31 protein-coding genes are annotated in these 26,632 nt (G+C 73.0%); 10 read left to right on the top strand and 21 right to left on the bottom strand.

Annotated features, from left to right (window positions below; genetic code table 11):
- The first annotated feature begins 9 nt into the window (after positions 1-9).
- Positions 10-348, top strand: coding sequence for a hypothetical protein (locus tag ACQEVB_RS02815; RefSeq protein ID WP_432964474.1), 339 nt, complete (start codon positions 10-12; stop codon positions 346-348).
- Here the strand turns inward: ACQEVB_RS02815 and ACQEVB_RS02810 are convergent.
- Complete coding sequence (locus ACQEVB_RS02810; RefSeq protein ID WP_432964471.1) at positions 329-1,336, bottom strand: NYN domain-containing protein; 1,008 nt, start codon at positions 1,334-1,336, stop codon at positions 329-331. The two genes, ACQEVB_RS02815 and ACQEVB_RS02810, sit on opposite strands and share 20 nt — an antisense overlap.
- 63 nt (positions 1,337-1,399) lie before the next feature.
- Positions 1,400-1,861: a hypothetical protein gene (locus ACQEVB_RS02805; RefSeq protein WP_432964468.1), complete on the bottom strand. Its 462-nt coding sequence runs from the start codon at positions 1,859-1,861 to the stop codon at positions 1,400-1,402.
- A 380-nt stretch (positions 1,862-2,241) separates the two neighbouring features.
- Here ACQEVB_RS02805 and ACQEVB_RS02800 point away from each other — a divergent pair, with 380 nt between their 5' ends.
- Complete coding sequence (locus ACQEVB_RS02800; protein ID WP_432964465.1) at positions 2,242-2,679, top strand: DoxX family protein; 438 nt, start codon at positions 2,242-2,244, stop codon at positions 2,677-2,679.
- Between the two features lie 3 nt (positions 2,680-2,682).
- On the opposite strand, the gene ACQEVB_RS02795 is transcribed toward ACQEVB_RS02800, so the two are convergent.
- Positions 2,683-3,159, bottom strand: coding sequence for an RrF2 family transcriptional regulator (locus ACQEVB_RS02795; protein ID WP_432964462.1), 477 nt, complete (start codon positions 3,157-3,159; stop codon positions 2,683-2,685).
- Positions 3,160-3,241: 82 nt separating this feature from the next.
- Here ACQEVB_RS02795 and ACQEVB_RS02790 point away from each other — a divergent pair, with 82 nt between their 5' ends.
- The 3 genes from ACQEVB_RS02790 to ACQEVB_RS02780 are packed head-to-tail and all read left to right on the top strand — an operon-like array spanning position 3,242 to position 7,993.
- The gene (locus ACQEVB_RS02790) at positions 3,242-3,985 is read left to right on the top strand and encodes an SDR family oxidoreductase (RefSeq protein ID WP_432964459.1); all 744 of its coding nucleotides are present in this window, start codon (positions 3,242-3,244) and stop codon (positions 3,983-3,985) included.
- Positions 3,986-4,010: 25 nt separating this feature from the next.
- Positions 4,011-6,395: a TIM-barrel domain-containing protein gene (locus ACQEVB_RS02785; RefSeq protein WP_432964456.1), complete on the top strand. Its 2,385-nt coding sequence runs from the start codon at positions 4,011-4,013 to the stop codon at positions 6,393-6,395.
- Positions 6,396-6,400: 5 nt separating this feature from the next.
- Positions 6,401-7,993, top strand: coding sequence for an SWIM zinc finger family protein (locus tag ACQEVB_RS02780; protein WP_432964453.1), 1,593 nt, complete (start codon positions 6,401-6,403; stop codon positions 7,991-7,993).
- Here ACQEVB_RS02780 and ACQEVB_RS02775 read toward each other — a convergent pair.
- From ACQEVB_RS02775 to ACQEVB_RS02700, 16 genes are all read right to left on the bottom strand, one after another.
- Positions 7,990-9,759, bottom strand: a complete 1,770-nt coding sequence (locus tag ACQEVB_RS02775; protein WP_432964450.1) for an acetyl/propionyl/methylcrotonyl-CoA carboxylase subunit alpha — start codon at positions 9,757-9,759, stop codon at positions 7,990-7,992. The genes ACQEVB_RS02780 and ACQEVB_RS02775 overlap by 4 nt on opposite strands.
- Positions 9,760-9,831: 72 nt before the next feature.
- Positions 9,832-10,284 (bottom strand): hypothetical protein, encoded by a 453-nt coding sequence (locus ACQEVB_RS02770; protein WP_432964447.1) that lies wholly within the window; start codon positions 10,282-10,284, stop codon positions 9,832-9,834.
- The gene (locus ACQEVB_RS02765) at positions 10,281-11,132 is read right to left on the bottom strand and encodes a DUF692 domain-containing protein (RefSeq protein WP_432964444.1); all 852 of its coding nucleotides are present in this window, start codon (positions 11,130-11,132) and stop codon (positions 10,281-10,283) included. The genes ACQEVB_RS02770 and ACQEVB_RS02765 overlap by 4 nt, the downstream gene beginning before the upstream one ends.
- Positions 11,132-12,046: a TIGR04222 domain-containing membrane protein gene (locus ACQEVB_RS02760; RefSeq protein WP_432964442.1), complete on the bottom strand. Its 915-nt coding sequence runs from the start codon at positions 12,044-12,046 to the stop codon at positions 11,132-11,134. Before ACQEVB_RS02760 ends, ACQEVB_RS02765 begins: the two co-directional genes overlap by 1 nt.
- Before the next feature lie 100 nt (positions 12,047-12,146).
- Positions 12,147-12,584, bottom strand: coding sequence for a SufE family protein (locus tag ACQEVB_RS02755; RefSeq protein WP_432964439.1), 438 nt, complete (start codon positions 12,582-12,584; stop codon positions 12,147-12,149).
- Positions 12,581-13,453 carry a sulfurtransferase gene (locus tag ACQEVB_RS02750; RefSeq protein WP_432964436.1) on the bottom strand — a complete coding sequence of 291 codons (873 nt, stop codon included), beginning with the start codon at positions 13,451-13,453 and terminating at the stop codon, positions 12,581-12,583. The genes ACQEVB_RS02755 and ACQEVB_RS02750 overlap by 4 nt, the downstream gene beginning before the upstream one ends.
- 10 nt (positions 13,454-13,463) lie before the next feature.
- Complete coding sequence (locus ACQEVB_RS02745) at positions 13,464-14,084, bottom strand: Maf family protein (RefSeq protein ID WP_432964433.1); 621 nt, start codon at positions 14,082-14,084, stop codon at positions 13,464-13,466.
- A gap of 82 nt (positions 14,085-14,166) precedes the next feature.
- Entirely contained in the window at positions 14,167-14,829 is a 663-nt protein-coding gene (locus tag ACQEVB_RS02740; RefSeq protein ID WP_432964430.1) for a response regulator, read from the bottom strand.
- Positions 14,826-15,944 carry a sensor histidine kinase gene (locus ACQEVB_RS02735; protein ID WP_432964427.1) on the bottom strand — a complete coding sequence of 373 codons (1,119 nt, stop codon included), beginning with the start codon at positions 15,942-15,944 and terminating at the stop codon, positions 14,826-14,828. Before ACQEVB_RS02735 ends, ACQEVB_RS02740 begins: the two co-directional genes overlap by 4 nt.
- A complete protein-coding gene (locus ACQEVB_RS02730) occupies positions 15,941-16,453 on the bottom strand; it encodes a hypothetical protein (protein ID WP_432964424.1) in 513 nt (170 codons plus the stop codon). The genes ACQEVB_RS02735 and ACQEVB_RS02730 overlap by 4 nt, the downstream gene beginning before the upstream one ends.
- Positions 16,454-16,557: 104 nt before the next feature.
- Positions 16,558-16,680 carry a hypothetical protein gene (locus tag ACQEVB_RS02725; protein ID WP_432964421.1) on the bottom strand — a complete coding sequence of 41 codons (123 nt, stop codon included), beginning with the start codon at positions 16,678-16,680 and terminating at the stop codon, positions 16,558-16,560.
- Positions 16,681-16,735: 55 nt separating this feature from the next.
- Positions 16,736-16,972 (bottom strand): hypothetical protein, encoded by a 237-nt coding sequence (locus ACQEVB_RS02720; protein ID WP_432964418.1) that lies wholly within the window; start codon positions 16,970-16,972, stop codon positions 16,736-16,738.
- A 185-nt stretch (positions 16,973-17,157) separates the two neighbouring features.
- Positions 17,158-17,394, bottom strand: coding sequence for an acyl-CoA carboxylase subunit epsilon (locus ACQEVB_RS02715; protein ID WP_432964415.1), 237 nt, complete (start codon positions 17,392-17,394; stop codon positions 17,158-17,160).
- Entirely contained in the window at positions 17,391-19,034 is a 1,644-nt protein-coding gene (locus ACQEVB_RS02710; protein WP_432964412.1) for an acyl-CoA carboxylase subunit beta, read from the bottom strand. Before ACQEVB_RS02710 ends, ACQEVB_RS02715 begins: the two co-directional genes overlap by 4 nt.
- Positions 19,035-19,085: 51 nt before the next feature.
- A complete protein-coding gene (locus tag ACQEVB_RS02705; RefSeq protein ID WP_432964409.1) occupies positions 19,086-19,535 on the bottom strand; it encodes a hypothetical protein in 450 nt (149 codons plus the stop codon).
- A gap of 88 nt (positions 19,536-19,623) precedes the next feature.
- Positions 19,624-21,267, bottom strand: a complete 1,644-nt coding sequence (locus ACQEVB_RS02700) for a purine-cytosine permease family protein (RefSeq protein ID WP_432964406.1) — start codon at positions 21,265-21,267, stop codon at positions 19,624-19,626.
- A 267-nt stretch (positions 21,268-21,534) separates the two neighbouring features.
- Between ACQEVB_RS02700 and ACQEVB_RS02695 the strand changes: the two genes are divergently transcribed.
- From ACQEVB_RS02695 to ACQEVB_RS02680, 4 genes are read left to right on the top strand one after another with little or no spacing between them, the layout of a single operon-like run.
- The gene (locus ACQEVB_RS02695) at positions 21,535-22,326 is read left to right on the top strand and encodes a biotin--[acetyl-CoA-carboxylase] ligase (RefSeq protein WP_432964403.1); all 792 of its coding nucleotides are present in this window, start codon (positions 21,535-21,537) and stop codon (positions 22,324-22,326) included.
- Between the two features lie 32 nt (positions 22,327-22,358).
- Complete coding sequence (locus ACQEVB_RS02690) at positions 22,359-22,847, top strand: PH domain-containing protein (protein ID WP_432964400.1); 489 nt, start codon at positions 22,359-22,361, stop codon at positions 22,845-22,847.
- Positions 22,834-23,775, top strand: a complete 942-nt coding sequence (locus ACQEVB_RS02685) for a hydroxymethylglutaryl-CoA lyase (RefSeq protein ID WP_432964397.1) — start codon at positions 22,834-22,836, stop codon at positions 23,773-23,775. Before ACQEVB_RS02690 ends, ACQEVB_RS02685 begins: the two co-directional genes overlap by 14 nt.
- A gap of 50 nt (positions 23,776-23,825) precedes the next feature.
- Positions 23,826-24,389 carry a Uma2 family endonuclease gene (locus tag ACQEVB_RS02680; protein ID WP_432964394.1) on the top strand — a complete coding sequence of 188 codons (564 nt, stop codon included), beginning with the start codon at positions 23,826-23,828 and terminating at the stop codon, positions 24,387-24,389.
- A 1-nt stretch (position 24,390) separates the two neighbouring features.
- Here ACQEVB_RS02680 and ACQEVB_RS02675 read toward each other — a convergent pair whose 3' ends face one another.
- Positions 24,391-25,278, bottom strand: coding sequence for a LysR family transcriptional regulator (locus tag ACQEVB_RS02675; RefSeq protein ID WP_432964391.1), 888 nt, complete (start codon positions 25,276-25,278; stop codon positions 24,391-24,393).
- A 76-nt stretch (positions 25,279-25,354) separates the two neighbouring features.
- On the opposite strand from ACQEVB_RS02675, the gene ACQEVB_RS02670 reads away from it, so the two are divergent.
- Positions 25,355-26,173 carry an isocitrate lyase/PEP mutase family protein gene (locus ACQEVB_RS02670; protein WP_432964388.1) on the top strand — a complete coding sequence of 273 codons (819 nt, stop codon included), beginning with the start codon at positions 25,355-25,357 and terminating at the stop codon, positions 26,171-26,173.
- Here the strand turns inward: ACQEVB_RS02670 and ACQEVB_RS02665 are convergent.
- Entirely contained in the window at positions 26,170-26,613 is a 444-nt protein-coding gene (locus tag ACQEVB_RS02665) for a MaoC family dehydratase (RefSeq protein ID WP_432964385.1), read from the bottom strand. The genes ACQEVB_RS02670 and ACQEVB_RS02665 overlap by 4 nt on opposite strands.
- Between the last annotated feature and the right edge of the window lie 19 nt (positions 26,614-26,632).

Raw genomic sequence — 26,632 nt, 5'->3', positions numbered from 1 at the left:
GCTCGGGGCATGACGATCCAGCCCGCCCCTTCCCGCACGCCTGCGACCCAGGTGCCCGCCGTTCCGGTGCTCGTCGCCGGGGTCGGGGCGCAGGTCGTCGCCGTCCTCCTCCCGTTCACCTGGGTCCTCGCGCCGCTGCTGACCGCCGGCGTCGCCCGCTACGTGAGCCGCAACTCCAGTGGCGCGGCGATCGCCCGCACCGGCCTCGCGGTCGGCGTCACATCGGCCGTCGTCGGCCTGCTGATCGGGGGGCTGGGCGTCGTGTCGATCCTGCTGGCCGGCCTGACGATCGTCGCGGGCGTGGCCGGCGCGGTGGCCGGCCGCGGGATCACCGCCCCGAAGGGCTGACGGTCAACCGGTAGTCGCCCGTGGCCTCGTCCAACGTCATCGTGACGAGGCCGCGGGCCTGTGCCGCCTTCGCGAACGCCGAGAACGTGTTGTAGCCGTACCGCTTCTCGCTGAACCCGGGGGAGCGCTTGCGCAGCTGGTCCTTGAGCCCCGAGAGCTGGGTGCCGCCGAGGTCGCGCACCACGTCGACGAGCAGCCGGAACGCCTCGTCCTCGCCGCTGTCGGCGGGGAACGACACTTCGGGATCGCCGTGGCCGGTGCCCGTGCTGAGCGCGACGATGTGCTGCTCGGCGAGGTGCCGCAGCAGCTCGCCGAACGCGCGGAAGCCGTGGTCGGCCTCGTCGAACGTGGGGTCCTTGCGCAGGATCGCGCGCTTGAGCCGCGACGCGAGCACGGGCCCGTCGGCGTGCCGGGACAGTCCGGCCAGGGTGGACGCGACGAGCTTGCCCACATCGCCCTCCGGCGCCTCGACGGGTGCGGCAGTGGCGGGCTGCTCCACCGGTGCGCGCTCGACACCGGGCAGCCGGTCGTAGAACAGGAACTCGTCGCACGCGGGCGGTAGCAGCTGCGACGTCGACGACTGCACGCCGATCCCGATCACCCGCTTGTCCAGCTCGCGCAGCTTGTGCACGAGCGGGGTGAAGTCGGAGTCGCCGGTACCGATCGCGAACGTGGTGACGAACGAGCGCTCGAAGGCCATCTCGATCGCGTCGACCGCCATCTTGATGTCGGCGGCGTTCTTGCGGGAGACGCCGAGGCGCTGCGGGATCTCGATCAGCTCGACCTGGGCGCGGGCGAGCAGCCGCCGGTCGGGGTCGAACGCCGACCAGTCCGCGTAGGCGCGGCGCGCCACGACGCGACCGCGTTCGGCGAGCGCGTCGGCGACCGGCCCGAAGTCGAACGGGCTCACGCCGAGCCCGTCGCGCGCGCCGATGGCGAGGTTCTCGTAGTCGAGGAAGAGGGCGATCCGCTCGTCGTCGGAGATCACGCGCAGATGGTGGCACGACGACGGCCGGCGCGCGGGTGGCGCGCCGGCCGTCGAGTCGCGTCCCTAACCGGTGCCGGCCAGTGCCGGCGCCTGCTGAGGAAGCCTGCAGCCGCCGAGCGGGCAGAGCCCGGTGGGGACGAGCGTGCCTGCTGGTGCCTCGGTGCTCGTGCGGGCGTAGGGCCAGTGCCCGGCGAAGCGCTGGAGGTACCAGCGGAGGAACAGGTAGTCGGGTTCGTCGGGGTCGGTGACGAAGACCTTCTCCCCGGGCAGATCGGAGATCCATCCGGCGTAGGCGGTCATCGCCTGGGCGGGTGGGCGGCTGCCGCGGCGGGTGCAGAGCCAGTCGTCGGCCCGTCGCCTCCAGGCTCGGAGGGCGTCGGGGTGCAGGCTGGCACCGGGCAGCTCCCGTACGTTCGTGGAGAACGTACCGATCGGGTCGCCGTCCGCCGTGTGCGCGACGGAGGTGACGGTGAGCAGGGAATGTGGGCCGGGGATCGGCCCGTCGACGTGGATGTGGCTGGTCACGTACGACGTGGTTGTTGCCTGAGATACTGCGGGGGGCATGACGGATCCTGGTCGCCGATGGTGATGGGGACGTGTTCACGGCGCGGCTGATGCCTGCGTGGTGAACGGATCCGCGGCGCGGTCCATGCGATGACTGCCGCGTGGCGGAGCGCCGGGCCCCGTGGACGAACACACACGGGTGGTTCACTGCTTGTCCGCTATGTACTTGTTCAGCACGGCGCGGGCTTCAGCGGAAACCCTGGCCCGGAAACCATAGTTGTCACCCTGAGGGTCGTCAACGGCCGTTCGGCGCAGCATGACCTCGGCCACTTTGTTGAGCGTTCACATCCGATCGCCGGTTTGCTGGGTCGCGTACCTGCTCCCCAGACCGGAGGTTGCCCATGTCCTTCACCCCCTCGCCCGCAGTTCGGGACGCCGCGTTGCTCCTCGCGCGCGTCGTGCTCGGCGTCGTCCTGATCGCGCACGGACTGCAGAAGTTCGTGCAGAACGGGATCGCCGGCACCGCCGCGGCGTTCGAGCACATGGGCATCCCGGGCGCGCCGGCGGCCGCGCTCTACGCCGCCGTCGTCGAGCTGGGCGGTGGCGCGCTGCTCCTCCTCGGCGCCGTGACGTCGATCGTCGCCGTGCTCGTCGCCCTCGACATGGTCGGGGCACTCCTGTTCGTGCACGCCGGCAACGGTGTCTTCGTCGCCGGCGGCGGCTGGGAGCTCGTCGGGCTGATCCTCGCGCTCGCCCTGGTGCTCGGTGCGGTCGGCGCCGGTCGGTTCAGCGTCGACGCGCTCCTCGAGCGGCGCTCCCCGGTCGCGGCCCGCAGCTGACGCTCACTCGCCGGCCATCCACGCCGCGACGCGCGGCAGTGCCTCGGGTCCCGACGTGCGCGCGACGTCGGCGGCGAGGTCGGCGATCGTGACGCCGCGCAGCGACGCCCGCCACGCCCGGTCGCCCTCGATCATCACGCGGGCGATCGGGCACGGCGCGGTGCACTGCTCGGGCGGGGTGGCCAGCGGCCCCCGCTGGCGGATCTCCGTGCAGGTGAACGTGGCGCTCGTGCCGTCGACGGCCTCCACGACGTCCAGGACCGTGATCGACGCGGGCGCGCGGGTGAGCGTGTAGCCGCCGGCCTTGCCCTGTGCCGACCGGATCAGCCCGGCCCGGGAGAGGGCCTGGAGCTGCTTCGCCAGGTAGGTCGGCGAGACGTCGTGCAGCTCGGCGAGCCGGGCGGCCGGAACGGGTTCGGCCGCCACGGTGAGCACGACGCAGCAGTGCAGTGCCCACTCCACGCCGCCCGAGAGCTTCATCGGCACATCCTACTTGACTCGGACAGAAGTCATCCGGGTATTGTCTCGGACACAAGTTGTCCGAGTCTGAGGAGTGGTCGGGATGAAGGTCGTCGTCGTCGGAGGTACCGGGCTGGTCGGTCGCGGGCTCGTGGACGGGCTGCGCGCCGCCGGGCACGAGGCGGTTGCGGCGGCCCCGTCCACGGGGGTCGACACGCTCACCGGGGCCGGGCTGGCCGAGGTGCTGGAGGGGGCGCAGGCGGTCGTCGACGTGACGAACTCGCCCTCGTTCGCGCCTGACGACGTGCTGCGGTTCTTCACGACGTCGACGGAGAACCAGGTGGCCGCGGAGCGCGCCGCCGGCGTCGGGCACCACGTCATCGTGTCGATCGTCGGTGCCGACGGGCTGCCCGACTCGGGCTACCTGCGCGCGAAGGTCGCCCAGGAACAGCTGGTGCGCGAGTCCGGCGTGCCGTTCACGATCCTGCGGGCGACGCAGTTCTTCGAGTTCCTCGGGCCGATCGCCGACACGGCCACCGACGGCGACACCGTCACGCTGCCGGAGACGCTGCTGCAGCCGGTCGCCGCCGCGGACCTGTCCGCGGCGCTGGTCGAGATCGCCACGTCGGCGCCCGTGAACGGAACGCTGGAGATCGCCGGCCCCGACCGCCGGCCGATGGCCGAGCTGGTGGAGGCGACCCTGGCCGCCCGCGGCGACAGCCGTACCGTCGTGACCAGCGCCGATGCGCAGTACTTCGGGACACTTGTGGCGGCGGCGTCGCTCGTGCCGGCCGGCGAGCCGGACATCACGACGGCGACCGGCTTCGAGGCCTGGCTGAAGAGCTGACGCTCCGTCGGGCAAGCTCGGGTGCGTGCCTGCTGCCCGCTTCGCCCTGCCCGACACCCGACCGGCCGCGCCGGCCGCGTCCGTCCTCGCCGGCGACCACTGGCGGATCACCGTGCTCCTCGACGGACTGCTGCGCCTGGAGTGGAGCCCCGACGGCGGCTTCGAGGACCGCGCGTCCACGTTCGCCGTGCACCGCGACCTGCCCACGCCGGAGTTCGAGGTCAACCGCTCGGACTCCCGGCTGGAGATCGTCACCGAGCGCCTGCACCTGACGTGGGACCTGCAGCCGTTCAGCGCGGCCGGGCTGACGGTGCAGGTCAGGGGTCGGGTCACCGACCACCGCTCGACGTGGCGGTGGGGGACGACCCCGGAGACGCTGGGCGGGACCGGCCGCACCCTCGACGGGGCCGACGGTGCCATCCCGCTCGAACCCGGGGTGGTGTCCCGCGACGGGATCGCCGTGGTGGACGACTCGGCGTCGTTCCTGTTCACCGAGGACGGCTGGATCGGCACTCGGGTCCAGGACCGCGCCGACGTCTACGTGTTCGCCTACGGGCACGACTACCCGGCCGCGATCCGCGCGCTGTATGCGGTGTCCGGGGCACAGCCGGTGCTGCCGCGGTGGGCGCTCGGGAACTGGTGGAGCCGCTACCACGCCTACAGCGCGGACGAGTACCTGGAGCTGATGGACCGGTTCGCCGCCGAGGGCGTCCCGTTCTCGGTCGGCGTGCTCGACATGGACTGGCACCGCGTGGCGTCGGTGCCGGAGCGCTACGGCACCGGCTGGACCGGCTACACCTGGGAGCCGACGCTCTTCCCCGACCCGGAGGGCTTCCTGCGCGAGCTGCACCGGCGGGGCCTGCGCGTCACGCTCAACGTGCACCCGCACGAGGGCGTGCAGCCCTTCGAGGACGCCTACCCGGACATGTGCAAGGCGATGGGCGTCGATCCGGCCGCTGATCTCGGCGTCCCCTTCGACATCGCCGACGAGGGGTTCGCGGAGGCGTACTTCGACGTCCTGCACCACCCGCTGGAGGCGCAGGGCGTCGACTTCTGGTGGGTGGACTGGCAGCAGGGCCACCTCTCGTCGGTGCCCGGCGTCGACCCGCTGTGGATGCTGAACCACCTGCACTTCCTCGACTCGGGCCGGGACGGGCGCCGCGGCCTGACCTTCTCCCGGTTTGCCGGCCCGGGCAGCCACCGCTACCCGGTCGGGTTCTCCGGTGACACGTTCATCACGTGGGACTCGCTGCGGTTCCAGCCGGAGTTCACCGCGACCGCGGCCAACATCGGGTACGGCTGGTGGAGCCACGACGTCGGCGGGCACGTGTTCGGGGAGCGCGACGACCGGCTGACCACCCGCTGGATGCAGCTCGGCGTGTTCTCGCCGATCAACCGGCTGCACTCGTCGTCGAACCCGTTCCTGCAGAAGGAGCCGTGGGCCTATCCGCGGCAGGCCCGCGACGTGATCGGCGAGGCGCTGCGCTTCCGCCACCGGCTGGTGCCCTACCTGCACTCCATGAACCACCGGGCGGCGCACGGCGACCCGCTGGTGCGCCCGATGTACCACGACCACCCCGAGCTTCCCGTCGCCTACGACGTGCCGCGCCAGTTCCTCTTCGGCGACTCGCTGCTCGTCGCGCCGATCACCGACCCCGACGACCCGGTCACGCTGATGGGCGCGACCCGCGCGTGGCTGCCCGAGGGGACGTGGGGCGACATCGCCACGGGCGTGGTCTACCGCGCCCGGTCGGGCGGCGAGCAACTCACCCTGCACCGCGACGAACGGTCGATCCCGGCGCTGCTCAGGGCGGGCGCGGTGCTGCCGCTGACCAGGTCGGCCGACACCCGTACGGACACCAACCCCGACGCGCTGGAGCTGCTCCTGCTCCCCGGCGCGGACGGGCACCGCGAGCTCGTCGAGGACGACGGCACCGGCACCACCGTGCGCGACATCCCGACCTCCCGCACCGCTCTGACCTGGGACGACGCCGCCGACGTGCTGACGATCGGGCCGGCGTCGAACCCCGCCGTCGTGCCCGCCCGGCGGAGCTGGACGGTCACGTTCCTCGGTCTCTCGGCACTGGACTCGGTGAGCGTCGTCGGTGGGGGGAGCGGCGCGGTGATCGAGCGCACCGGGCTCGGCTGGCAGGTCACGGTCGAGGACGTCCCGAGCGACGCCGAGCTCCGGCTCACCGTCCGCGCCACCCGTCGCTCGGCCACCGCGGACCGGACCCGCCGGCTGCACGCCGTGCTCTCCACCGCGCAGTGGGACCACGAGCTGAAGTGGCGGGCGTGGGGGGCGCTGGAGTCGAGCGCGGACGAGGTCGGGAAGCTGGCCGAGCTGCAGGCGATCGGCGTGCCCCCGGGCCTGCTCAGCGCCTTGTCCGAGATCCTCGTGAGCAGCTGAGACCGATGCTCACCGAGGAGGCGCTGCGCGCTGCGGCGGGCGATCGGGTCTTCCGGCACGGGGAGGATGCCGTCGCGCGGGTCCACGGGTTGCACGTCGTCGGCTCGACCGCACAGGGCAGCGTCCAGGCGCGGCGGGTCCACGTCGCAGAGCTGGACTGGTCGGGCACCGAGTTGTCCGGCCGATGCACCTGCTCGGCGGGCGAGCTCTGCCGGCACGCCGTCGCCGTCGGGCTGGCGGCGATCGCCGAGCTCGCCGGCCGGGAGGCGATCCCGGTCGAGGCACAGCTCGCCCGGCTGAGCGTGGAGGATCTGCGCGACATCGTGGCCGAGCTCGCAGCCCGTGACCCGGCCGTCGCGCGGATGGTCGCCGTCCGCGCCGGCGGAGGTGCGGGCGAGACCGTGGACGCACTCGTGGCCGCCGTCGACACTGCGCTGAGCACGCGCGGGTTCGTCGACCACCGCCGGTCCTTCGACGTCGCCCACGACGCCCAGGACCTCCTCGACGAGCTGGAGGGCCACCTCGACGGCGGCGCGGCCGACGCCGTCCGTCCGGCGCTGCGGCACGCCCTCGCCGAGCTGGTGCAGATCGTCGAGCAGGCCGACGACTCCTCCGGCGTGCTCCAGGCCGCCGGCCAGCGCGCCGCCGACCTGTACGCGCGCTCCTGCAGGGAGGGACACCCGGACGCGGTACAGCTCGCGCGCTGGCTCGTCGAGTTCCGCGCTGCTGGGCACGCCTGGCTGCAGACCCCGCTCGCCGACTTCGCCGCAGCGTTCGACGCCGAGGCGCTCGCCGTCTACGAGGCCGGGGTCGAGCAGCTCACCGGTGCCGACCGGCGCCGGGACGTCGACCGGATGCGCGTCGAGCTGGCCGATCATCGGGGCGACGTCGACGGTGCCATCGCGATCCTCGCCGCCGACGATCCGCCGGCGTACGCGGCGGTGGTGCGCCGGCTGCGGGAGGCCGGCCGGGACGACGAGGTGCTCGACTGGATGGAACGGGCCGCGCGTGCCGGACGGGTCTCGGGACGGCTGCGCAGCGACCACGTCCTCGACGCCATGGACGTCGCGACCACGCTGGCGGACGCGGGCCGCGGTCGCGCCGCGCTCGACGTACTCCGCGCCCAGTTCCGCGACTCGCCCGGCCACACCACGTACGACGCGCTGGTGCGGATGGCCGACCGGTTCGGACTCCGCGACGACGAGCGGGCGTGGGCACTCGCGGCGGCCGATGCAGCACTGCCCTGGTTCCGGGGTCCGGCGCGCATCGAGATCGCGCTGGGCGAGGGCGACCTGGCCGCGGCGTGGGCCGCGGCCGAGCAGCACGGGGCCGGCCACCGGTGGCGCCAGCTGGCCGAGGCGTCAGCGGAGACGATGCCGCGGGAGGCCGCCGACCTGTACCGCAGGGTCGTCGACGAGGACCTGCGGATCGCCGACACCAAGCGCTACCCCGGCATCGCCGCCATGCTCGCTCAGGTGCGGGACCTGTACGCCGCAGCCGGCGCGGGCGCCGAGTTCGCGGAGTACCTGGCCGAGATCCGCACCCGCTTCGGCCGGCGCACCTCACTGATGGCGCAGCTGGACCGGCGCGGTCTCTAGTCCTTGATCTCGCAGAAGACGGTGCCCTGGGAGACCGAGGCACCCTGCTCCGCCGTCAGGCCGGTGACGGTGCCGGCCTTGTGCGCGGTGACCGGGTTCTCCATCTTCATCGCCTCGAGCACGACGATGAGCTGACCGGCCTCGACGGTGTCGCCGTCGGACACCGCGACCTTGATCACGGTGCCCTGCATGGGTGCGGTGACCGCGTCCCCGGACACCGCGCCGCCGCCCCGGCTGCCGCCGCGCTTGCGCGGCTTCTTCGCCGCGGGCGCGGCCCTGCCACCACCGAGGGCGAGGTCACCGGGCAGCGACACCTCCAGCCGGCGGCCACCGACCTCGACGACCACGGTCTGCCGCGCCGCCGGCTCTTCGTCGACGTCGCCGGGGTTGGTGAACGGCTCGACGGTGTTGTCCCACTCGGTCTCGATCCACCGCGTGTGCACGGTGAACGCGTCGCCATCGGTCGCGGCGAACGCCGGGTCGGAGACGACGAGCCGGTGGAACGGCAGCACCGTGGCCATGCCCTCGACCTGGAACTCCGCCAGTGCCCGGCGCGAGCGCTCCAGCGCCTGGGCCCGGTCGGAGCCGGTGACGATCAGCTTGGCCAGCAGCGAGTCGAACTGGCCGCCCACCACCGATCCGGCCTCGACCCCGGCATCCACCCGCACGCCGGGCCCGGCCGGGAACTCGATGGCGGACACGGTGCCGGGGGCGGGCAGGAACCCGCGGCCGGCGTCCTCGCCGTTGATGCGGAACTCGATCGAGTGCCCCCGCGGAGTGGGGTCGTCGAGCACGTTGAGCGTCTGGCCCTCGGCGATGCGGAACATCTCCCGCACCAGGTCGAGGCCGGAGGTCTCCTCCGAGACGGGGTGCTCCACCTGCAGCCGGGTGTTCACCTCGAGGAAGGTGATCAGCCCGTCCTGCCCGATCAGGAACTCGACGGTGCCGGCGCCGTAGTAGCCGGCCTCCTTCACGATCGCCTTCGACGCCGTGTAGAGCGTGTCGCGCTGCTCGTCGGTGAGGAACGGGGCCGGCGCCTCCTCGACCAGCTTCTGGAACCGGCGCTGCAGCGAGCAGTCCCGCGTGCCCACCACGATCACGTTGCCGTGCTGGTCGGCCAGCACCTGCGTCTCGACGTGGCGCGGCTTGTCCAGGTACCGCTCGACGAAGCACTCGCCGCGCCCGAACGCCGCCGTCGCCTCGCGCACCGCCGACTCGTACAGCTCGACGATGTCCTTCTCCTCGCGGGCCACCTTCATCCCGCGCCCGCCACCGCCGAACGCGGCCTTGATCGCCACCGGCAGCCCGTGCTCCTTCGCGAAGGCCACCACCTCGTCCGCGCCCGACACCGGGTCCGGGGTGCCGGGCACCAGCGGTGCGCCCGCGCGCATCGCGATGTGCCGGGCGGTCACCTTGTCACCGAGGTCGCGGATCGACTGCGGCGACGGGCCGATCCAGGTGATCCCGGCGTCGATGACGGCTTGGGCGAAGTCGGCGTTCTCCGAGAGGAACCCGTAGCCGGGGTGGATGCCGTCGGCGCCGGCGCGCTTGGCCGTGTCCACGACCTTGGCGATGTTCAGGTAGGTCTCCGCCGCGGTCGTCCCGTCCAGCGCGAACGCCTCGTCGGCGAGCCGGACGAAGGGCGCGTCCCGATCCGGGTCCGCGTAGACGGCGACGCTGGTCAGTCCGGCGTCGCGACAGGCCCGGATGACCCGCACGGCGATCTCTCCCCGGTTCGCGACCAGGATCTTCGTCAAGCGCGCCACAGCAGTCGGCCTCCCCGTGATCAGCCCCAGCCGGCCCGGGGCCCGCTGCCCCGGCGCATGGTTACCGGGAGTTTAGGCACGACCGGACCGGAACACCCGGCGGCGTAACCGACGCCACCGCCGCGGGGTCGGCGAGCTGGTCCCGTCATAGCGCAGCTCGGCCTCCCGCGCGGCCAGCTCCGCGGCGGCCTCGGGGGTGAGCCGGCCGTCGGCGCGCAGGGCGAGCGCCACGTCCCAGCCGTCGCGGAGAGCACCGACGGGCGCGTGGCCCGATCGCAGCGATGCGAACAGGACGGGCCACTCGTGGCCGAGCGACCTCGCGAGCATCGGCCACGCCTGGCCGGCCTCGCCGGCGCGTTTGCGCAGCAGCGCGCGGCGCGTGGCGGCGAGTCGGGCCGGATCGAAGCCGGCCGGGTCCGGTGCCCCTGCGACGAGACTGGCCACCAGCTCGGCCTGCCGCGCGGCCAGCGCGGCCCGCGAGCGACGGTCCTCGGGCGGCTCGGCGGCGGGTCGGCGCGCGCTCACCGTGCCGTCGCGGTCAGGCGGGCCGCAGCGGCGATGCCGTCGAGCTCTGCCGACAGCTCCGCGGCCGGGGGGTAGCGCCCGTCCCGTTCGAGCATGACCGGCGGAGCCCCGCCGACGCGGTCCACCAGTTCGGTGAGCAGCGCGAGCACCGGCGCGGGAACGGGATCGACGTGCGTGTCGTGGTAGATGCCCGGGTCGTCGACGTGCTCGGCGCCGCCTGCGACGTGGACGTAGGCGATCCGCGAGAGCGGCATCCGGTCCAGCGCGGTCCGCGGGTCGCGGCCGCGGTTGATCGCGTTCGCGTACACGTTCGCGACGTCGAGCAGGAGGAGGGCGCCGGTCCGCTCGACCAGCTCGGTGAGGAAGTCGGCCTCGGTGAACTCGTCGTCGGGCCAGTCCAGGAACGCCGCGATCGGTTCCAGCGCCAGCGGGACGTCCAGCTCGGCCTGGGTGCGGTGCACGTTCGCGGCCAGCACGTCCAGCGCGGCGCGGGTGCGCGGTACGGGCAGCATGTGCCCGGAGTAGACACCGCCGGCCGAGCAGAACGCGATGTGCTCGCTCGCCACCGGTGCCTGCAGCGCCGCGGCGCAGGCCGCGAGGTGCGTGACCTTCGCGGGGTCGAGCGGGTCGGTGCCGCCGAGCGAGAGCCGGATGCCGTGCGGGACCGCGGCGACGCCGCGCTCCCGCAGTTCCACCACCCCTCGAGGTGGAACTGCGGGAGCGAGAGATTCCGCGATGACCTCGCAGAACCCCAGCCCGGGTCGGTCGGCGACCCACCCGGACACCTCGGGCCGCCAGCCGACTCCCAGGCCGGCCAGTTCGGGAACGGCGCCCACGATCGGGACCATCAGCCGCCGCAACCTCCGCCGCCGCAGCCGCCGCCCCCACCGCAGCTGCTGCCTCCTCCGCTGTCCCCGCCGCCGCAGCTGCTGCCGCTCGACGACGATCCGCTCGCCGCCCGCTGCACCGCGAACTCCTCGGCCATGGCCGGGTCGGACGCCCACAGCGCGCTGGCACCGAACAGCCCCACGCCGAGCGCGGCGGCCTCCGGCCCGTACACGGTCCAGTTGGGCCGCTGCGCCGGCGCGTACCGGTCGTACTCGCCGCGCAGCGCGGCGAGGGCCCGGTCGCCCGACCGGGACCGGCGCGGCGCGCGGACCAGCTGCACCACGGCGACCACCGCGACCACCAGCAGCTCCACGACGAGGAACCCGACGGGCTTCGCGCCCGCGATCCCGGCGAGCAGCCGCAGGAGGCCGAGGCCGGCCACCGCGACCATCCACAGGCCGACCCGGCGGACCCGGTTGCGCTGCTCGTCGGACAGGAGCAGACCCTCCGCCACGAGCCGGCGCTCGATGCCGTCGAGCGCCGAGCGGACCGGGCGCTGCCAGGAGATCCGCGACCGCGGCGTCGGCGACGTCGTCACGAAGGCGATGGCGCGCTCGAGCTCGTCGCTGCCCTGACCACTGCCCGGAGCCGGGCGGCCGACGGCGGTGATCGTGCCCTTGCGGGCACTCACGAGGCCCTGAAGGCGCAGCCGCGAGAGCGCCGAGCAGACGGCGAGGTCGGCGCCGCCGTTGAGGTAGGCGATGTCGTTGTGCCGACCGGTCAGGTCGGGAGCGGGGCGCTTGTGGGTCGGATCGGTCAGCGACCGTCGCGCGACCTGCGCCGCGACGAACACCGCGATCGCGAGGACCGCGTAGCCGCCGAGGAAGGTCGTGCCGTCGATGCCCCAGGTGTCGCCTGCAGCCGCGAGTGCCATGCCCTCCACCCCCTTGCATCGAGCCGTATGAGCTGATTCACAGTCTTGGCTCAGTGCGGGGTGGGACGGAACGTTCTTCACACAGACTTGAGGTTGGCGTTCAGGTGGTCGTGGCCCTGCGGACCTGGTTCTTGATCCGCGCGAGCATCGCCGCCATGCCCCGCAGCCGCAGCGGGCTCACCGCCTGCCCGAGGCCCAGTGCGGTGTAGAAGTCGTCCGGCACGTCGAGCACGGCCTGCGCCGGCTCGCCGTCCAGGCCCGTGTGCATGATCGAGGCGAACCCGCGCGTGGTCGGGGCCTCCGGTGGCGCCGAGAAGAACAGGTGCACGAGGCGGTCGCCGTCGGGCTCGACCTCGACGGCAAGGAAGAGCGGCGACTGGCACTCGTGCACCTGCTCCATGGAGTCGGCCGCGTCGGCGTAGCGCTCAGGCAGGTCGGGCAGCTCCATCGACAGCTCCAGCAGCAGCTGCAGCCGGTCCTTCGGGCCGACGTCGGCGAAGTCCTCCACCAGCTCGGCGAGCTGGGGCGGCAGGCTCATGCACTGCCTCGCTCGGCGCCCTGCACGATCGGCACGCGCACCGAGTTGCCCCACTCCGTCCAGCTGCCGTCGTAGTTGCGGACGCGGGAGAACCCGAGCAGGTGGGTGAGCACGAACCAGGTGTGGCTGGAGCGCTCGCCGATGCGGCAGTACGCGATCACGTCGTCGTCCGGGCTCAGGCCCTGTTCCTGCAGGTAGATGGCCTCCAGCTCGGCCCGCGGCTTGAACGTGGCGTCCTCGGCGGCCGCGCGGGCCCAGGGCACGCTCGCGGCGCCCGGGATGTGCCCGCCGCGGACCGCGCCCTCCTGCGGGTAGTCGGGCATGTGCAGCAGCTCGCCCGAGTACTCGCCCGGCGAGCGGACGTCGACCAGGGGCTTGCCCAGGTGGGCGAGCACGTCGTCCTTGAACGCGCGGATCGTCGCGTCGTCCCGCTCGACGACCGGGTACTCGACCGGGGTCGGCTTCGGCTGGTCCGTGGTCAGCTCGCGGCCCTCGGCCAGCCACTTGGCGCGGCCGCCGTCCAGGATCCGCACGTCCTGGTGCCCGAACAGGCTGAACACCCACAGCGCGTAGGTGGCCCACCAGTTGTTGCGGTCGCCGTAGAAGACGACGGTGGTGTCGCGGCCGATGCCGCGCTCCCCGCAGATCTCGGCGAAGCGGGCGCCGTCGACGTAGTCGCGGGTGACCGGGTCGTTCAGCTCGGTGTGCCAGTCGACCTTCACCGCGCCCGGGATGTGGCCGGTGTCGTAGAGGAGCACGTCCTCGTCCGACTCGACGACGACCAGGTTCGCGTCGTCGAGGTGCTCGGCGAGCCACGCGGTGTCGACCAGGGCGTCCGGGTGGGCGTAGTCGGCGAACTTCGCATCCATGCCCGCCACCCTATGCCCGCCAGAGGTCCGTGACGGTGATCCCGACCCGGGTCAGCAACCTCCGGGTGAGCGGCAGCGACAACCCGATCACGTTGGACGGATCGCCGTCCAGGCCCTCGACGAACCAGCCGCCCAGCCCGTCGATCGTGAACGAGCCGGCCACCGCGAGCGGCTCGCCGGTGGCGAGGTAGGCGTCCAGCTCCTGCGGTGTCGGCACCGCGAACCGGACGCGCGTGACGGCGTGCTCGACGGCCGACGCCGCGACCGTCCCGTCGGCGAGGCGGAGCACGGCGTGCCCCGTGTACAGCTCGCCCGTACCGCCGGCCATCTCGGCCCAGCGCTTCCGCGCGACCTCCGCGGTGTGCGGCTTGCCGACGAGGGCGCCGTCGATCAGCAGCATCGAGTCGCAGCCGATGACGACCGCGTCGGGCCGGTCCGCCGCGATCCGCTCGGCCACCGCCGTGGCCTTCGCCGCGGCGAGCGCCGAGACCTTCTCGCCGGCGTCGGCGTCCGGCATGGCTGCGAGCAGCGCGTCCTCGTCGAGATCGGCGACCTCGACGGCCGGGTCGATGCCGGCGGCGCGCAGCACGGACAGGCGGGCGGGGGAGGCGGAGGCGAGCACCACGAGCACGCGCCGACCCTACGGAAGGGGGCAGGAGCGCCCTGAACGACTGGGACCTACTGCGCGACTGCCCCAGTCGTTCAGGACCCTCCTACGCGAGCCCGTGCCGATAGGCGTAGCCGACGGCCTGCGCGCGGTCGCGCAACGCGGCCTTGGCGAACACGTGGTTGATGTGCGTCTTCACCGTGGCCTCGCTGACCACCAGCTTCCGCGCGATCTCGCCGTTGGACAGCCCCTCCGCGATCAGCCCCAACACCTCGGCCTCGCGCGCGGTCAGCCCGTCGGGCAGCTGGGCCGGCGGTCCGGCGGCCGGAGTGACGAGCCTGGCCAGCGCCGCCGAGTCGATCGTGGAGTGCCCGTCGGCGGCCGAGCGCAGCGCCCGCCCGATCGCCTCGGCGTCGGCGTCCTTGGAGAGCCAGCCGACCGCGCCCGCGCGCAGTGCGCCCACGACCGCGCCGTCGTCGGCGTACGTGGTGAGGACGACGACGGCGGTGCCCGGATGGTCGGCCCGCACCCGGCGGGTCACCTCGACCCCGTCGACGCCGGGCATGCGCAGGTCGGTGAGCAGCACGTCCGGCGCCTGCTCGGCCACCAGCGCGACGGCCTGTGCCCCGTCGGCCGCGGCGCCCACCACCGTGATGCCCGGCAGCAGGCCGAGCAGGGTCACCAGCCCGTCGCGGACGATCCGCTGGTCGTCGACGAGCACGACGCGCAGCTCGCGCCGTGCCCCTGCCCCGCTCGCGAGCTCGTTCACCGGCTCACCTCGTCGGGCAGCACCAGCCGCACCCGCCACCCGTCCGCGACGGGGCCGGCGTCGAGCGTGGCACCCGCCAGCGCCGCCCGCTCCTGCATCCCGACCAGCCCCCATCCCGACGGATCGCGCGGCGCCGGCGCGCCGGCGAGGTCGTGGACCTCGAGCGACGTGGCTCCGTCGGCATGGTGGAGGCGGACCGCCACCGGCGCCCCCGCGGCGTGCTTGCGCACGTTCGACAGCGCCTCCTGGGCGGTGCGCAGGACGGTCTCGCGGGCCTGCGCGGACAGCGGCGGGGTCGGCGAGTCGATCTCCAGGGACGCGTGCGGGGTGTCGGCCACCAGTGCGCGCAGCCCGTCGGCGAGGTCGGGCGGTTCGCTGCGCAGCGCCGTCACCGCGCGCCGCGCCTCCGCGAGGCCGTCCTGCGCCAGCCGTTGCGCCCGTTCCACCTGGGCGCGGGTGTCGGCGGGCGCGCCGTCGCGCTCCAGCATCAGCCGGGCCCCCTGGAGCTGGACGGCCAGCGCGGACAGCGAGTGGGCGAGCACGTCGTGCACGTCGCGCGCGATCCGGGTGCGTTCGGCCAGCGCGGCGGCCCGGGCGTGCTCCTCGTTCGCCCGCGCCGCGGAGGCCAGTGTCAGCTCCTGCTGCTCGGCCCGCTCGCGGCTCTGGCGTCGCCCCAGCCCGAGCAGGAACCCGGCGGCCAGCGCCGTGCCGGCCAGCGCGAGCTCGACGGGCTCGGTCGGGTCGAGCGCCAGCAGGGCCAGCCACAGGCCCCCGGTCAGTGTCGCGAGCGTCACCAGCGCCGACCACGTCGGCAGTCGCACCGCCGCCACGACGACGGCGTACAGGCAGAACGACATCGGGGTCGACCAGTGCCCGACCGCCACGGTCGCGGCGACGCCCGCCGCCCCGACCGCCGCCACGCACGCGACGGTCAGCCACGGCGGCCCGTCGCGCCGGACGGCCAGCACGATCCAGCCGATCGACGCGACGGCGCAGGCGGCGATCGTCGCCGGCACGTGCGCGATCGAGGGCCCGTCGACCGCCGTGCCGAGCAGCACGAGCGGCAGCCAAACCAGGTTCGCCGCCGTGCGGAGCGGGCCGGGATCGACGGTCACCCGGAGAGTGTGCTCGGCGCCCGCTCGGCGCGTCGACCCACGCCGGGGTGGACCGGGCGGCCGTCGGCACGCACCCGCGCCAGCAGAACCAGCGCCTGGACGCCGAGGCTGATCCCGAACGTGAGCAGCAGCGACGCCTCGACCGCCGGCCCCGCCGACGTGCCGTGCGCCAGCACGGCGACGAGCACCCTGGCGCCGATCGAGAGCAGCCACAGCAGGAGCGTCGGGACACCGCCGCGCTGGTAGAGGTAGCCGTCGCGCAGCGTGAGCGTGGTCGCGCAGCCGCGTACGGCACCCAGCACAACGGTGACCGCCGTGTCGATCGCGATCCAGGCTAGCGCCGCCGCCGTCCACTCCACGTGCGCCTGCGCGACCGTGACCGCGCCGAACACACCCAGCACGACGGGCAGCGTGAGGGACCGCCGGGTCGAGACGAACCGGCCGACGAACTGGCGCCGCATCACCCAGACGAGGACGGCGAGGGTGAGGAGGAGGCTCAACGGGCTCATGCACGGATCGTCGGCCGCGCAGCCCTCCGGCACGTCGGCCCGGAGCGGGATCGCGGGTGGAGATCAGCGCTCAACCCACGGGTGGAGGGCGGACGCGCCGGAGCTCAGTCCTCGTCGTCGACGATGGTGCGGCGACCGTGGTCACTGCCGAAGACGGCGACCGTCAACACCGCGGCCAGCACGAACACGACGCCGACGGCGACGAGCAGCCCCACCAGCGTGAGCATCAGTCGGCCCGCCCGCGACTGCTGGAGTGATCGACCCGAGGCTGCAGCTCGACGCTCAGCACGACCCGCCGCCGCCACCGCCGCCGCAGCTCCCGCCACCGTCGCCCCCGCTGCCACCCCAGCCGCCACCCCAGTCGGCGCTGCCCGAGCTCGTCGCAGCGCCGAGCCAGAGGGACCCGTGGTGCGTGGAGCCGTGGCGGGGTGCGGCGTCGGCGCTGCGCGCGAGGGCGCGGAACACGACGAGACCCCCTACGGCCGCTGCAGCGATGATCATGAGGATCGCGATGCCCATGACGTCATTCCCCCCGGTGGACTGAGCGAGCAGTTCGTTCGCGAACCGAGTGTGCGGGCGGTCACGTCGCACCGTCGAGCTTCTTCACGATGACTTGAGGTTGCCCGCCCACCTCCCCGTCGAGAACGAACCTGTGGTGATCAACAAGCCTTGTCGATCACCACAGGTTCGTTCTCGACGCGTACCTAGCGGGGCCAGTACGTGGTGCGCCAGGCCCCCGGGCCCGGCACGAGCGGGACCCGGTGCTGCACCGACGGGTCCGACCACCGGTCAGGGGCGGCCGCTGCGGGCTCCTCGCCGGACGCGCTCGCCGCAGCCGCCAGCACCACCGCGACCGCCGCCAGCTCCTCGTCGGACGGGCCGCCGCGGACGACCCGGAAGAGGGCGCGCCGCTCCTCGGGGGTGGCCTCCTCGAGGCTCATAGCGGGATGTTCCCGTGCTTGCGCGGCGGCACGGCCTCGCGCTTGGTGGCCAGCAGGCGCAGCGCGCGGCCCACGTAGCCGCGGGTGTGCGAGGGCGGGATGACGCCGTCGATGTAGCCGCGGTCGGCGGCGATGTACGGGTTGGCGAGCGTGTCCTCGTACTCCTGCTGCAGCTCCGCCCGGCGCGCGGCGAGCTCGTCGCCCTCCAGGCCCTGCAGCTCCTTGCGGTAGAGGATGCTGACCGCGCCCGCCGCGCCGGTGACGGCGATCTGCGCGGTCGGCCACGCAACGTTGATGTCGGCGCCCAGGTGCTTGGAGCCCATCACGTCGTACGCGCCGCCGTACGCCTTGCGCGTGATCACGGTGACCTTCGGGACGGTCGCCTCCGCGTACGCGTAGATCAGCTTGGCGCCGCGGCGGATGATGCCGTTCCACTCCTGCTCGGTGCCCGGCAGGAAGCCCGGCACGTCGACGAACGTGAGCACGGGGATGTTGAACGCGTCGCAGGTGCGCACGAACCGCGCGGCCTTCTCCGACGCATCGATGTCGAGGCAGCCGGCGAACTGCGTGGGCTGGTTCGCCACGACCCCGACCGAGCGACCCTCCACCCGCGCGTAGCCGACCACGATGTTGGGCGCGAACAGCTCGTGGACCTCGAGGAACTCGCCGTCGTCGACGACCCGGGTGATCACCTCGCGGATGTCGTACGGGGTGTTCGGCGAGTCCGGGATGATCGAGTCGAGCTCGAGGTCGGAGTCGGTGAGCCCGTCCACGATGCCGCCCTCGACGGGCTCGGGAGCGGGGTAGACCGGCGGCTCGGACAGGTTGTTCGACGGAAGGTAGCCCAACAGCTCCTTGACGTAGGTGAACGCGTCGGCCTCGTCGTCGGCCAAGTAGTGCGCCACCCCGGACTTCGTGTTGTGCGCCCGGCCGCCGCCGAGCTCCTCGAAGTCGACCTCCTCGCCCGTGACGGTCTTGATGATGTCCGGGCCGGTGATGAACATGTGGCTGGTCTGGTCGACCATCACCGTGAAGTCGGTGATCGCGGGGGAGTACACCGCGCCGCCCGCGCACGCGCCCATGATCAGCGAGATCTGCGGGACCACACCGGAGCTGCGCACGTTGCGGATGAAGATGTCGCCGTAGAGGCCGAGCGCGACCACGCCCTCCTGGATGCGGGCACCGCCGCCGTCGTTGATGCCGATGACCGGGCAGCCGATCTTCACGGCCAGGTCCATCACCTTGACGATCTTCTCGCCGTAGACCTCGCCGAGCGCGCCGCCGAACACGGTGGCGTCCTGGCTGAACACGGCCACCGGTCGGCCGTCGATCGTGCCGGTGCCGGTGACCACGCCGTCGCCGAACGGGCGCTTGGCGTCCATCCCGAAGTTGGTGGAACGGTGCCGGGTCAGCGCGTCGAGCTCCACGAACGACCCCGGGTCCAGGAGCTGGTCGATGCGCTCCCGGGCGGTCTGCCGCCCCCGGGCGTGCTGCCGCTCCACCGCGGCCTCGCTGCCGGCGTGGATCGCGCCGTCGATGCGCCGGTACAGGTCGGCGAGCTTGCCGGCCGTGGTGTGGACGTCAGGTTCGTCAGCGGCTGCTCCGGACACGTCGGCGGCCGGCTCCAGGGCGGAACTCATGGGCGGACCCTAACTTGCTCCGACCGGCGCAGCGCCGTGGAACGGGCCACATCACCGGCCGTGCGCGGCTCTGCCGGATCCCGGGGCGGACAGGGTGACCCCCGCCGCGGCCAGCCCGAACCGGATCGGCAGCACCGCCAGCAGCAGCAGCCACGCGGCCGAGCCGGTCACCTGCCAGGCCACGACCGCGGCGGGCTGCCCGACGGCGCCGAGCAGCGCGACACCGGGCGACACCTGCGGTGCGGCCTCCTCGTAGGCGTAGAAGAGCGCGGCTCCGGCGAGGCAGCCGCCGACGATCCACACGATGGTCAGCGCGCCGAACAGCAGCAACGCGAACGCGCGCGCCGTGGCGCCCTGCGGCACCGCGAGCTCCACGAGCCACACCGACAGCGCCCAGAGCCCCACGCCGGCGAAGGCGACGGCGTCGGGCACCACGCAGGTCGGGACGATCTGGGCGGCGAAGCGTGCCCAGCCGGGTCGTGGTGCGGCGCTGCGGTCCACGACGAACCTCCCGCTCGTCGACGGCGGTGTCCGACGGGAAAAGTATGCGCGCCTGCAACAACATCGGCAGGGTGAGCGGGGCGGCCGATCAGGTGGCGGGCAGGACGTGCTCGCTCGTCCGGTCGGTGGACAGGCACAGCGAGCAGACGACGGCGTCGTGGGCGGTGCACGCGGTGACGTCGGGCCGCTCGTACTCCTGGTCGCAGACGTGGCAGTGCAGCACCGCGCCGGACGGGTTGCCCAGCTCGTCGTCCATGGGCAGGTCCAGACCGTCGTCGGTCCGGCGCAGGTACCAGCGCCCGCGCGTCGCGAGGGCGAGGACGGGTGGCAGCACGAACGCGAGCACGATCGCGACCAGCGGCGAGAACGGCTGCAGCCCGGCGCCGAACGCGCCGAAGAACACCGCGATCGACACCCCCGCCGAGACGAGCATCGAGCCGAACCCGACCGGGTTGACCGCGTAGAGCATCCCGCGGCGGAACTCCGGGCGCAGCGGCGACAGCTTCAGCAGGTACTTGTTCACCGCGATGTCGGTGGCCACCACGACCACCCAGGACATGCCGCAGTTGGCGTAGAAGCCGAGGATCGTGTTGAGGAAGTCGAACATGTTCGCCTCCATCAGCACGAGCGCGATGGCCAGGTTGACGCCGAGGAACACCAGGCGGCCGGGGTAGGTCTTCGTCACGCGCGTGAACGAGTTCGTCCAGGCCAGCGAACCGGAGTACGCGTTCGTCACGTTGATCTTGATCTGGCTGATGACGACGAGCACGACGGCGAGCGTCATGGCGAGCCACGGCGGCAGCAGGTCGCGGTAGATCTCCAGGAACTGGTGCACCGGCTGGTTCGCGATCGCGGCGCCGTCGGCGACGTGCGCGATGATGTAGACCGCCAGGAACAGCCCGACCACCTGCTTGACCGCGCCGAAGATCACCCAGCCGGGCCCGGCGAGCAGCACGGACGTCCACCAGCGGCGGGCGTTCTCCGGCGTCTTCGGCGGCATGAACCGCAGGTAGTCGATCTGCTCGGCGATCTGCGCGATGAGCGACAGGCACACCCCGGCGGCCAGCATCACCGCGCCCAGGTTGGGTGCGCCCTGCCCGTTCTCGCCCTGGTAGGCGAAGAACGCCGACACCGAGTCGGGGTGGCTGATCAGCAGGTACGCGAACGGCGCGACCATCAGGACCAGCCACAGCGGCGTGGTCCACAGCTGCAGCTTCGACAGCAGCGTCATCCCGTAGACGACGAGCGGGAAGATGATCAGCGTCGAGGCGGCGTACCCGAGCCACAGCGGGATGCCCAGCCCCAGCTGGAGCCCCTGCGCCATGATCGAGCCCTCGAGCGCGAAGAAGATGAACGTGAACGTCGCGAAGATGACGTTCGTGACCACCGAGCCGTAGTAGCCGAACCCGCTGCCCCGGGTGATCAGGTCGAGGTCGAGGTTGTAGCGGGCGGCGTAGTAGGCGACCGGCAGCCCGGTCAGCACGATGACCACGGCGAAGACGAGGATCCCCCAGAGGGCGTTCGTCGTGCCGTAGGAGATGCCGATGTTCGCGCCGATCGCGAAGTCGGCCAGGTAGGCGATGCCGCCGAGCGCGGTCACGCCGACCACTCCCGGTGACCACTTCCGGTAGCTGCGCGGTGCGAACCGGAGCGTGTAGTCCTCGAGCGTCTCGCGCGTGGCGGCCGAGGTCGCCTGCGTGGTGGCGGATTCCCGGGTCATCTCCTGGGTCATGGCTGGCATCGTCCGTCGGCGGCGGGGGCGGTCGGGTTTCGTGCGCGTCAACCCTGCGTGACGGCCGACGGGCCCGGCCGGCTGATGGCGCCCGAGCGGAAGCGGCTGTTCTTCCGGCGCCCTGCCCGGCCGGGGCCATGCGGCGGACGGCACCGCGCCGACGGTGGACGGATGCTCGATGCAGTCCGGCGCGGACCTTCAGCCGTCCGGCGGAGATGCCGCGGTTCGCCCGGCAGGGGACGGATGCCGCCGGTAGCGTCCACCGGCATGAACCGGACAGCGGCGCACCTCGACGGCGACGCGATCCGGGCCGCGCTCGCCGGGGCGTGGCCACACGTCGAGATCGTCGAGCGCACCGGCTCGACCAATGCCGACCTGGTCGCGGCGGCCGCCGCCGGCGCCCCCGACCGCAGCGTGCTCGTCGCGGAGCACCAGGAGGCCGGCCGGGGCCGGCTGGCCCGCTCGTGGGTGTCGCCGCCCGGCGCGGGCCTCACCGTGAGCGTGCTGCTGCGCCCCACGGCGGTGCCGGCCTCGCGCTACGGCTGGCTGCCGTTGCTGGCCGGGCTCGCCGTGCTCGACACCGTGCGGGAACTGACCGACGTGCCCGCCGGCCTGAAGTGGCCCAACGACCTGCTCGCCGGGGCGGAGCCGCGCAAGGTCGCCGGCATCCTGGCCGAGGCCACCGGCAACGCCGTCGTCATCGGGATCGGGCTGAACGTGGGCGCGGCCCCCGAGGGTCAGCCGGCCGCCACGTCGCTGGCGGCGGAGGGCGCCGACCTCGACCGCTCGACCGTCCTGCTCACGCTCCTGCGCAAGCTCGGCGAGCGCGAGGAGCGGTGGCGCGCCCAGCGCGGCGACCCCGAGGTGCTTCGCGGCGACTACCGCGCCGCCTGCACCAGCCTCGGCTCACCCGTCCGGGTGGAGCTGCCCGGCGGCGCCGTGCTCACCGGCATCGCCGAGGACGTCGACGTCGACGGCCGGCTGCTGATCCTGGACGACTCCGGCACCCGCCGCGCCGTCGCCGCCGGCGACGTGGTGCACCTGCGCCCGAGCGCGTAACCGCTCGGGGGAGCGGGGCTAAGGTCGGCGGCGTGGCCTATCCCGACGAGCTCCTCGTCGACGGCGAGCAGGTCGTCATGCACAAGCACCCGCACTGGAAGATGCTGGTCGGGCCCGTGCTGGCGTTCCTGCTGATCGTCGCGGCGGCGAGCTTCCTCGCGGCGCTGGTGAGCGCGCAGACCTGGGCGTTGTGGGCGTGGATCGCGATCGCGGCGGTCGCGCTCGGCCTGATCGGGTGGCTCACGGTGAAGCCGCTGATCCGCTGGCGCACCACGCACTTCGTCGTCACCACCCGCCGGGTGCTCGTGCGCGAGGGGCTGATCGCCCGGCACGGCCTCGACATCCCGATGAGCCGCATCAACAGCGTCCAGTTCCGCCACACCGTCCTCGAACGGCTGCTGGGCTGCGGCACGTTGATCATCGAGTCGGCGTCGGACGAGCCGCTGGAGTTCACCGACGTCCCCGGGGTCGAGCGGGTGCACGCGCTGCTCTACCAGGAGGTCGCCGATGAGCACGACTAGAAGCCTGCCGATGCACGTGCCCGCGGACGGGCTCCCGGAACGCGTCACGATCTACGAGGTCGGCGCCCGCGACGGGCTGCAGAACGAGCAGACGATCGTGCCGGTCGAGGTGAAGGTCGAGTTCCTCGACCGGCTCGCCGATGCCGGTCTGACCACCCTGGAGGCCACCAGCTTCGTGCACCCGAAGTGGGTGCCCCAGCTGGCGGACGCGGAGGAGCTGGTCGCCGGCCTGCGCCGCCGCGACGGCGTCGACTACCCGGTGCTCGTGCCCAACGAGCGGGGGCTCGACCGCGCGATCGCGGCCGGCCTCTCGCACGTCGCGGTGTTCGCCAGCGCCACCGAGACGTTCGCGCAGCGCAACCTCAACCGCACGCTCGACTCCCAGTTCGAGATGTTCACCCCGGTGCTGGACCGGGCGCGCGACGCGGGCCTGACGGTCCGCGGCTACGTGTCGATGTGCTGGGGCGACCCGTGGGAGGGCGCCGTCGCGCCGGCGCAGGTCGCGTCGGTCGCGGCGCGGCTCGTCGAGGGAGGCTGCGCCCAGATCTCCCTCGGCGACACCATCGGCACCGGCACGGCCGGGCACGTCGACGCGGTCCTGGACGCGTGCGTCGCTGCCGGCATCGGCGTGGAGCAGCTGGCCGTGCACTTCCACGACACCTACGGCCAGGCGCTCGCCAACACCCTCGCCGCGTTGCGCCGCGGCGTCACCACCGTCGACGCGTCGGCCGGCGGGCTGGGCGGCTGCCCCTACGCCGAGTCGGCCACCGGCAACCTCGCCACCGAGGACCTCGTCTGGATGCTCGACGGCCTCGGCATCGCGCACGGCGTCGACCTCGACGCGCTCGTCGCCACCAGCACGTGGATGGCCGAGCAGCTCGGCCGCCCGTCGCCGTCACGGGTGGTGCGGGCGCTCGGCGGCGGGTGAGCTGAGCGGTTCTGCCCCGAACCGTCGGTGTCGTGCGGCACACTCTCCGCATGGCCATGCCCCTGCACGGAGCGCTGATGACTCTCGAGGAGTACGACGCGCTGCCCGAGGACAGCTCGGCCCGTTACGAGCTGCAGGAGGGCGTTCTCGTGATGTCACCGCGACCGAACATGACGCATCAGGAAGTGCTGGTCGAGCTGGCCTACCATCTTCGGCGCCAGTTACCTCGCGACTGGAGGTGCGTCGCCGATTTCGAGGTCGTGGTCCGCGCGGAAGGTCCACCGATCGTTCGCGCCCCGGACATCGTCGTGGTGCCGGCGGACACCTCGAAGAAGCGAGCTGCCGCCGCCGACGTGCGACTGGCCATCGAGATCATCTCGCCCGGCACCCGCAACGTCGACCTGGTCCTCAAGGCCTACGAGTACGCCGAGGCCGGGATCCCGCACTACTGGGTGGTCGACATCGAGCCGCCCGCCCCGTCGATCACCGTGTTCGGGCTCGGCGCGCCGGGCGACGGCTACCGGGAGAGTCAGACCGCCACCGGCGAGCTGGCGGTGAGCGAGCCGTTTCCGCTGCGCATCGACATCGACGCGTTGGTCGATCCCGAGTACTGAGCTAGTGCGTCAGCAGCGCCAGGAACTCGGTCACCGCCCGGCTCCGGTAGCCGCCGGCCCGCCGGACGGCGACGACGGGGATGCGCGCGTCCAGGCCGTCCACGTCGATCACGCGCAGGCTGCCGATCCGCAGCTCCTCCCGGATGTTGGCCACCGGCATGAGCGCGACGCCGAACCCGGCTTCGATGAGCCGCTTCTGCGCGGTGAGGCTGTCGACCGTCGTGATCGCCGGGTTCGCCATGCCGGCTGCCGCCAGCTGCCGTTCGAGGATGCCGCGGAAGGACCCGGACTGCCCGCGCTCGGCCGGGAAGCCGAGCCACTGCTCGTCGTGCAGCGGCCCCAGGTCCGGTAGCCGGTCCGCGGTGATGCGGTGGCCGGCCGGTACCACGACGTAGAGCTTCTCCTCGCCGAGCGGGATCGACTCGAGCTTGGGGTCGGGGTCGGGGTGGTAGCGCAGGCCGAGGTCGGCCTCGCCGGACCGGACGAGCGCGCTCACCTCGCGGCTGGGCGCCGTGCGCAGGTCGACCGAGACGTCGGCAGATCGCGCGGTGAACTCGCGCAGCAGGTCCACGATGTGCGAGTCGGCAAGGGTCCCGACGATCGCCAGGCGGAAACGCGTCGGGCCACGGCCTGCCCGGTCGCGGACCGCGCTCTCGCCGTCGCGCACCGCGGCCAGGGCCGCCTCCGCGTACGGGAGCAGCGCGCGTCCCGCGTCCGTGAGCGTCGCTCGACGGCCGGTTCGATCGAACAGCGGCGCACCCAGGCGGTGCTCCAGCTCGTGGATCCGCCGGCTGACGGCGGGCTGCGAGCGGTGCAGCCGTCGCGCCGCCTCGGTGAAGCCCCCCACTTCGGCGATGCAGACGAACGTCTCGACCTCGTCGAAAGTCACTCGATCAGTATTCCTGATGAGTCGGTGTCAGATCTATGCATTGGACGTATGTCCTGGCTGCGGGCACGGTGGAGGCATGACGACCGACCAGGCGACGAAGGCTGCGCGGTTCCGTGAGCTGCACGAGCGGCCCGAGCCGCTGCTGCTCCCGAACCCGTGGGACGCCGGGACGGCCCGGCTCCTGGCTGCACTCGGCTTCGAGGCACTGGCGACGACCAGCCTCGGCGTGGCCAACACGGCCGGTCGCGTCCGCGCGTCGCGCCAGGAGATCCTGGACAACTGCGCGGAGCTCGACCGGGCGACCGCGTTACCGGTGAACGCGGACCTCGAGAACGGCTTCGCCGACGATCCCGCCGAGGCGGCGACGATGATCGAGGCGGCGGCACGGGCGGGCGCGGTCGGCGCGTCCATCGAGGACGCCACCGGGGACCGTCGCGATCCGATCTACGGGTTCGGCCTGGCCGTGGACCGGATCCGGGCGGCCGTCGAGACCGCGCACGGCCTGCCGATCCCCGTCGTGCTCACGGCGCGGGCCGAGAGCTTGTTCTACGGCCTCGGTGACCTCGACGGGACGATCAAGCGCCTGCAGGCGTTCGAGGAAGCCGGCGCGGACGTGCTGTACGCGCCCGGCCTGCGCACCTTGGACGAGATGCGGGCCGTGGTCTCGTCGGTGGGCAGGCCCGTCAACGTCGTGATGGGCTTCGCCGATCCGTCGATCACGCTGGAGCAGCTGGGCGAGATCGGGGTGCGCCGGGTCAGCATCGGCGGCGCGCTCTCCCGGCTCGCGCTGAAGGCCTTCATGGACGGGGCGCGCCAGATGCGCGCGGGCCGGTTCGGGTTCGTCGCGGACCTGCCGCCGATCTCGGCGCTGCACGAGGTCTTCGGGCCTTCCTAGTCCCGAGTGCTGAACATCCCGACGAACCGGCCGCGGTAGACGTCGGTGTCGCCGCGGCGGGCCAGCGCGCGCAGGGTGACCAGGCCCATCGTCGGGCGGCTCTTCGAGCGCCGGGCGTCCTCGATCACGAGCGAGAAGGCGAGCTCGTCGCCGGCGAAGACGGGCGCGGGCCACGCCACCTCGTCACCGCCGGGCGAGCCGAGCGACGCCGCGCGCGACAGCACGTGGTCGACGTAGGCGCGCATCCACAGGCTGGACGTGTACCAGCCCGAGGCCGCCAGCTGACCGAAGATCGACTCCTTGCCGGCCTGCTCGTCGACGTGGAACGGCTGGGGATCGAACCGCTGCGCGAACGCGATCATCTCGTCGCGGTCGACGGTGACGGTGCCGAGATCGAACTCCCGGCCGATCGTGAGGTCCTCGAAGTACAGATCAGGCACGGATGCACCGTAACCCGGC

Origin of the sequence: Pseudonocardia sp. CA-107938 (assembly GCF_050936315.1) — a bacterium.
In the GTDB taxonomy this organism is placed as follows: domain Bacteria; phylum Actinomycetota; class Actinomycetes; order Mycobacteriales; family Pseudonocardiaceae; genus Pseudonocardia.
Note: the sequence above shows the minus strand (reverse complement) of the source record. Positions and strands in the feature narration are given on the sequence as shown.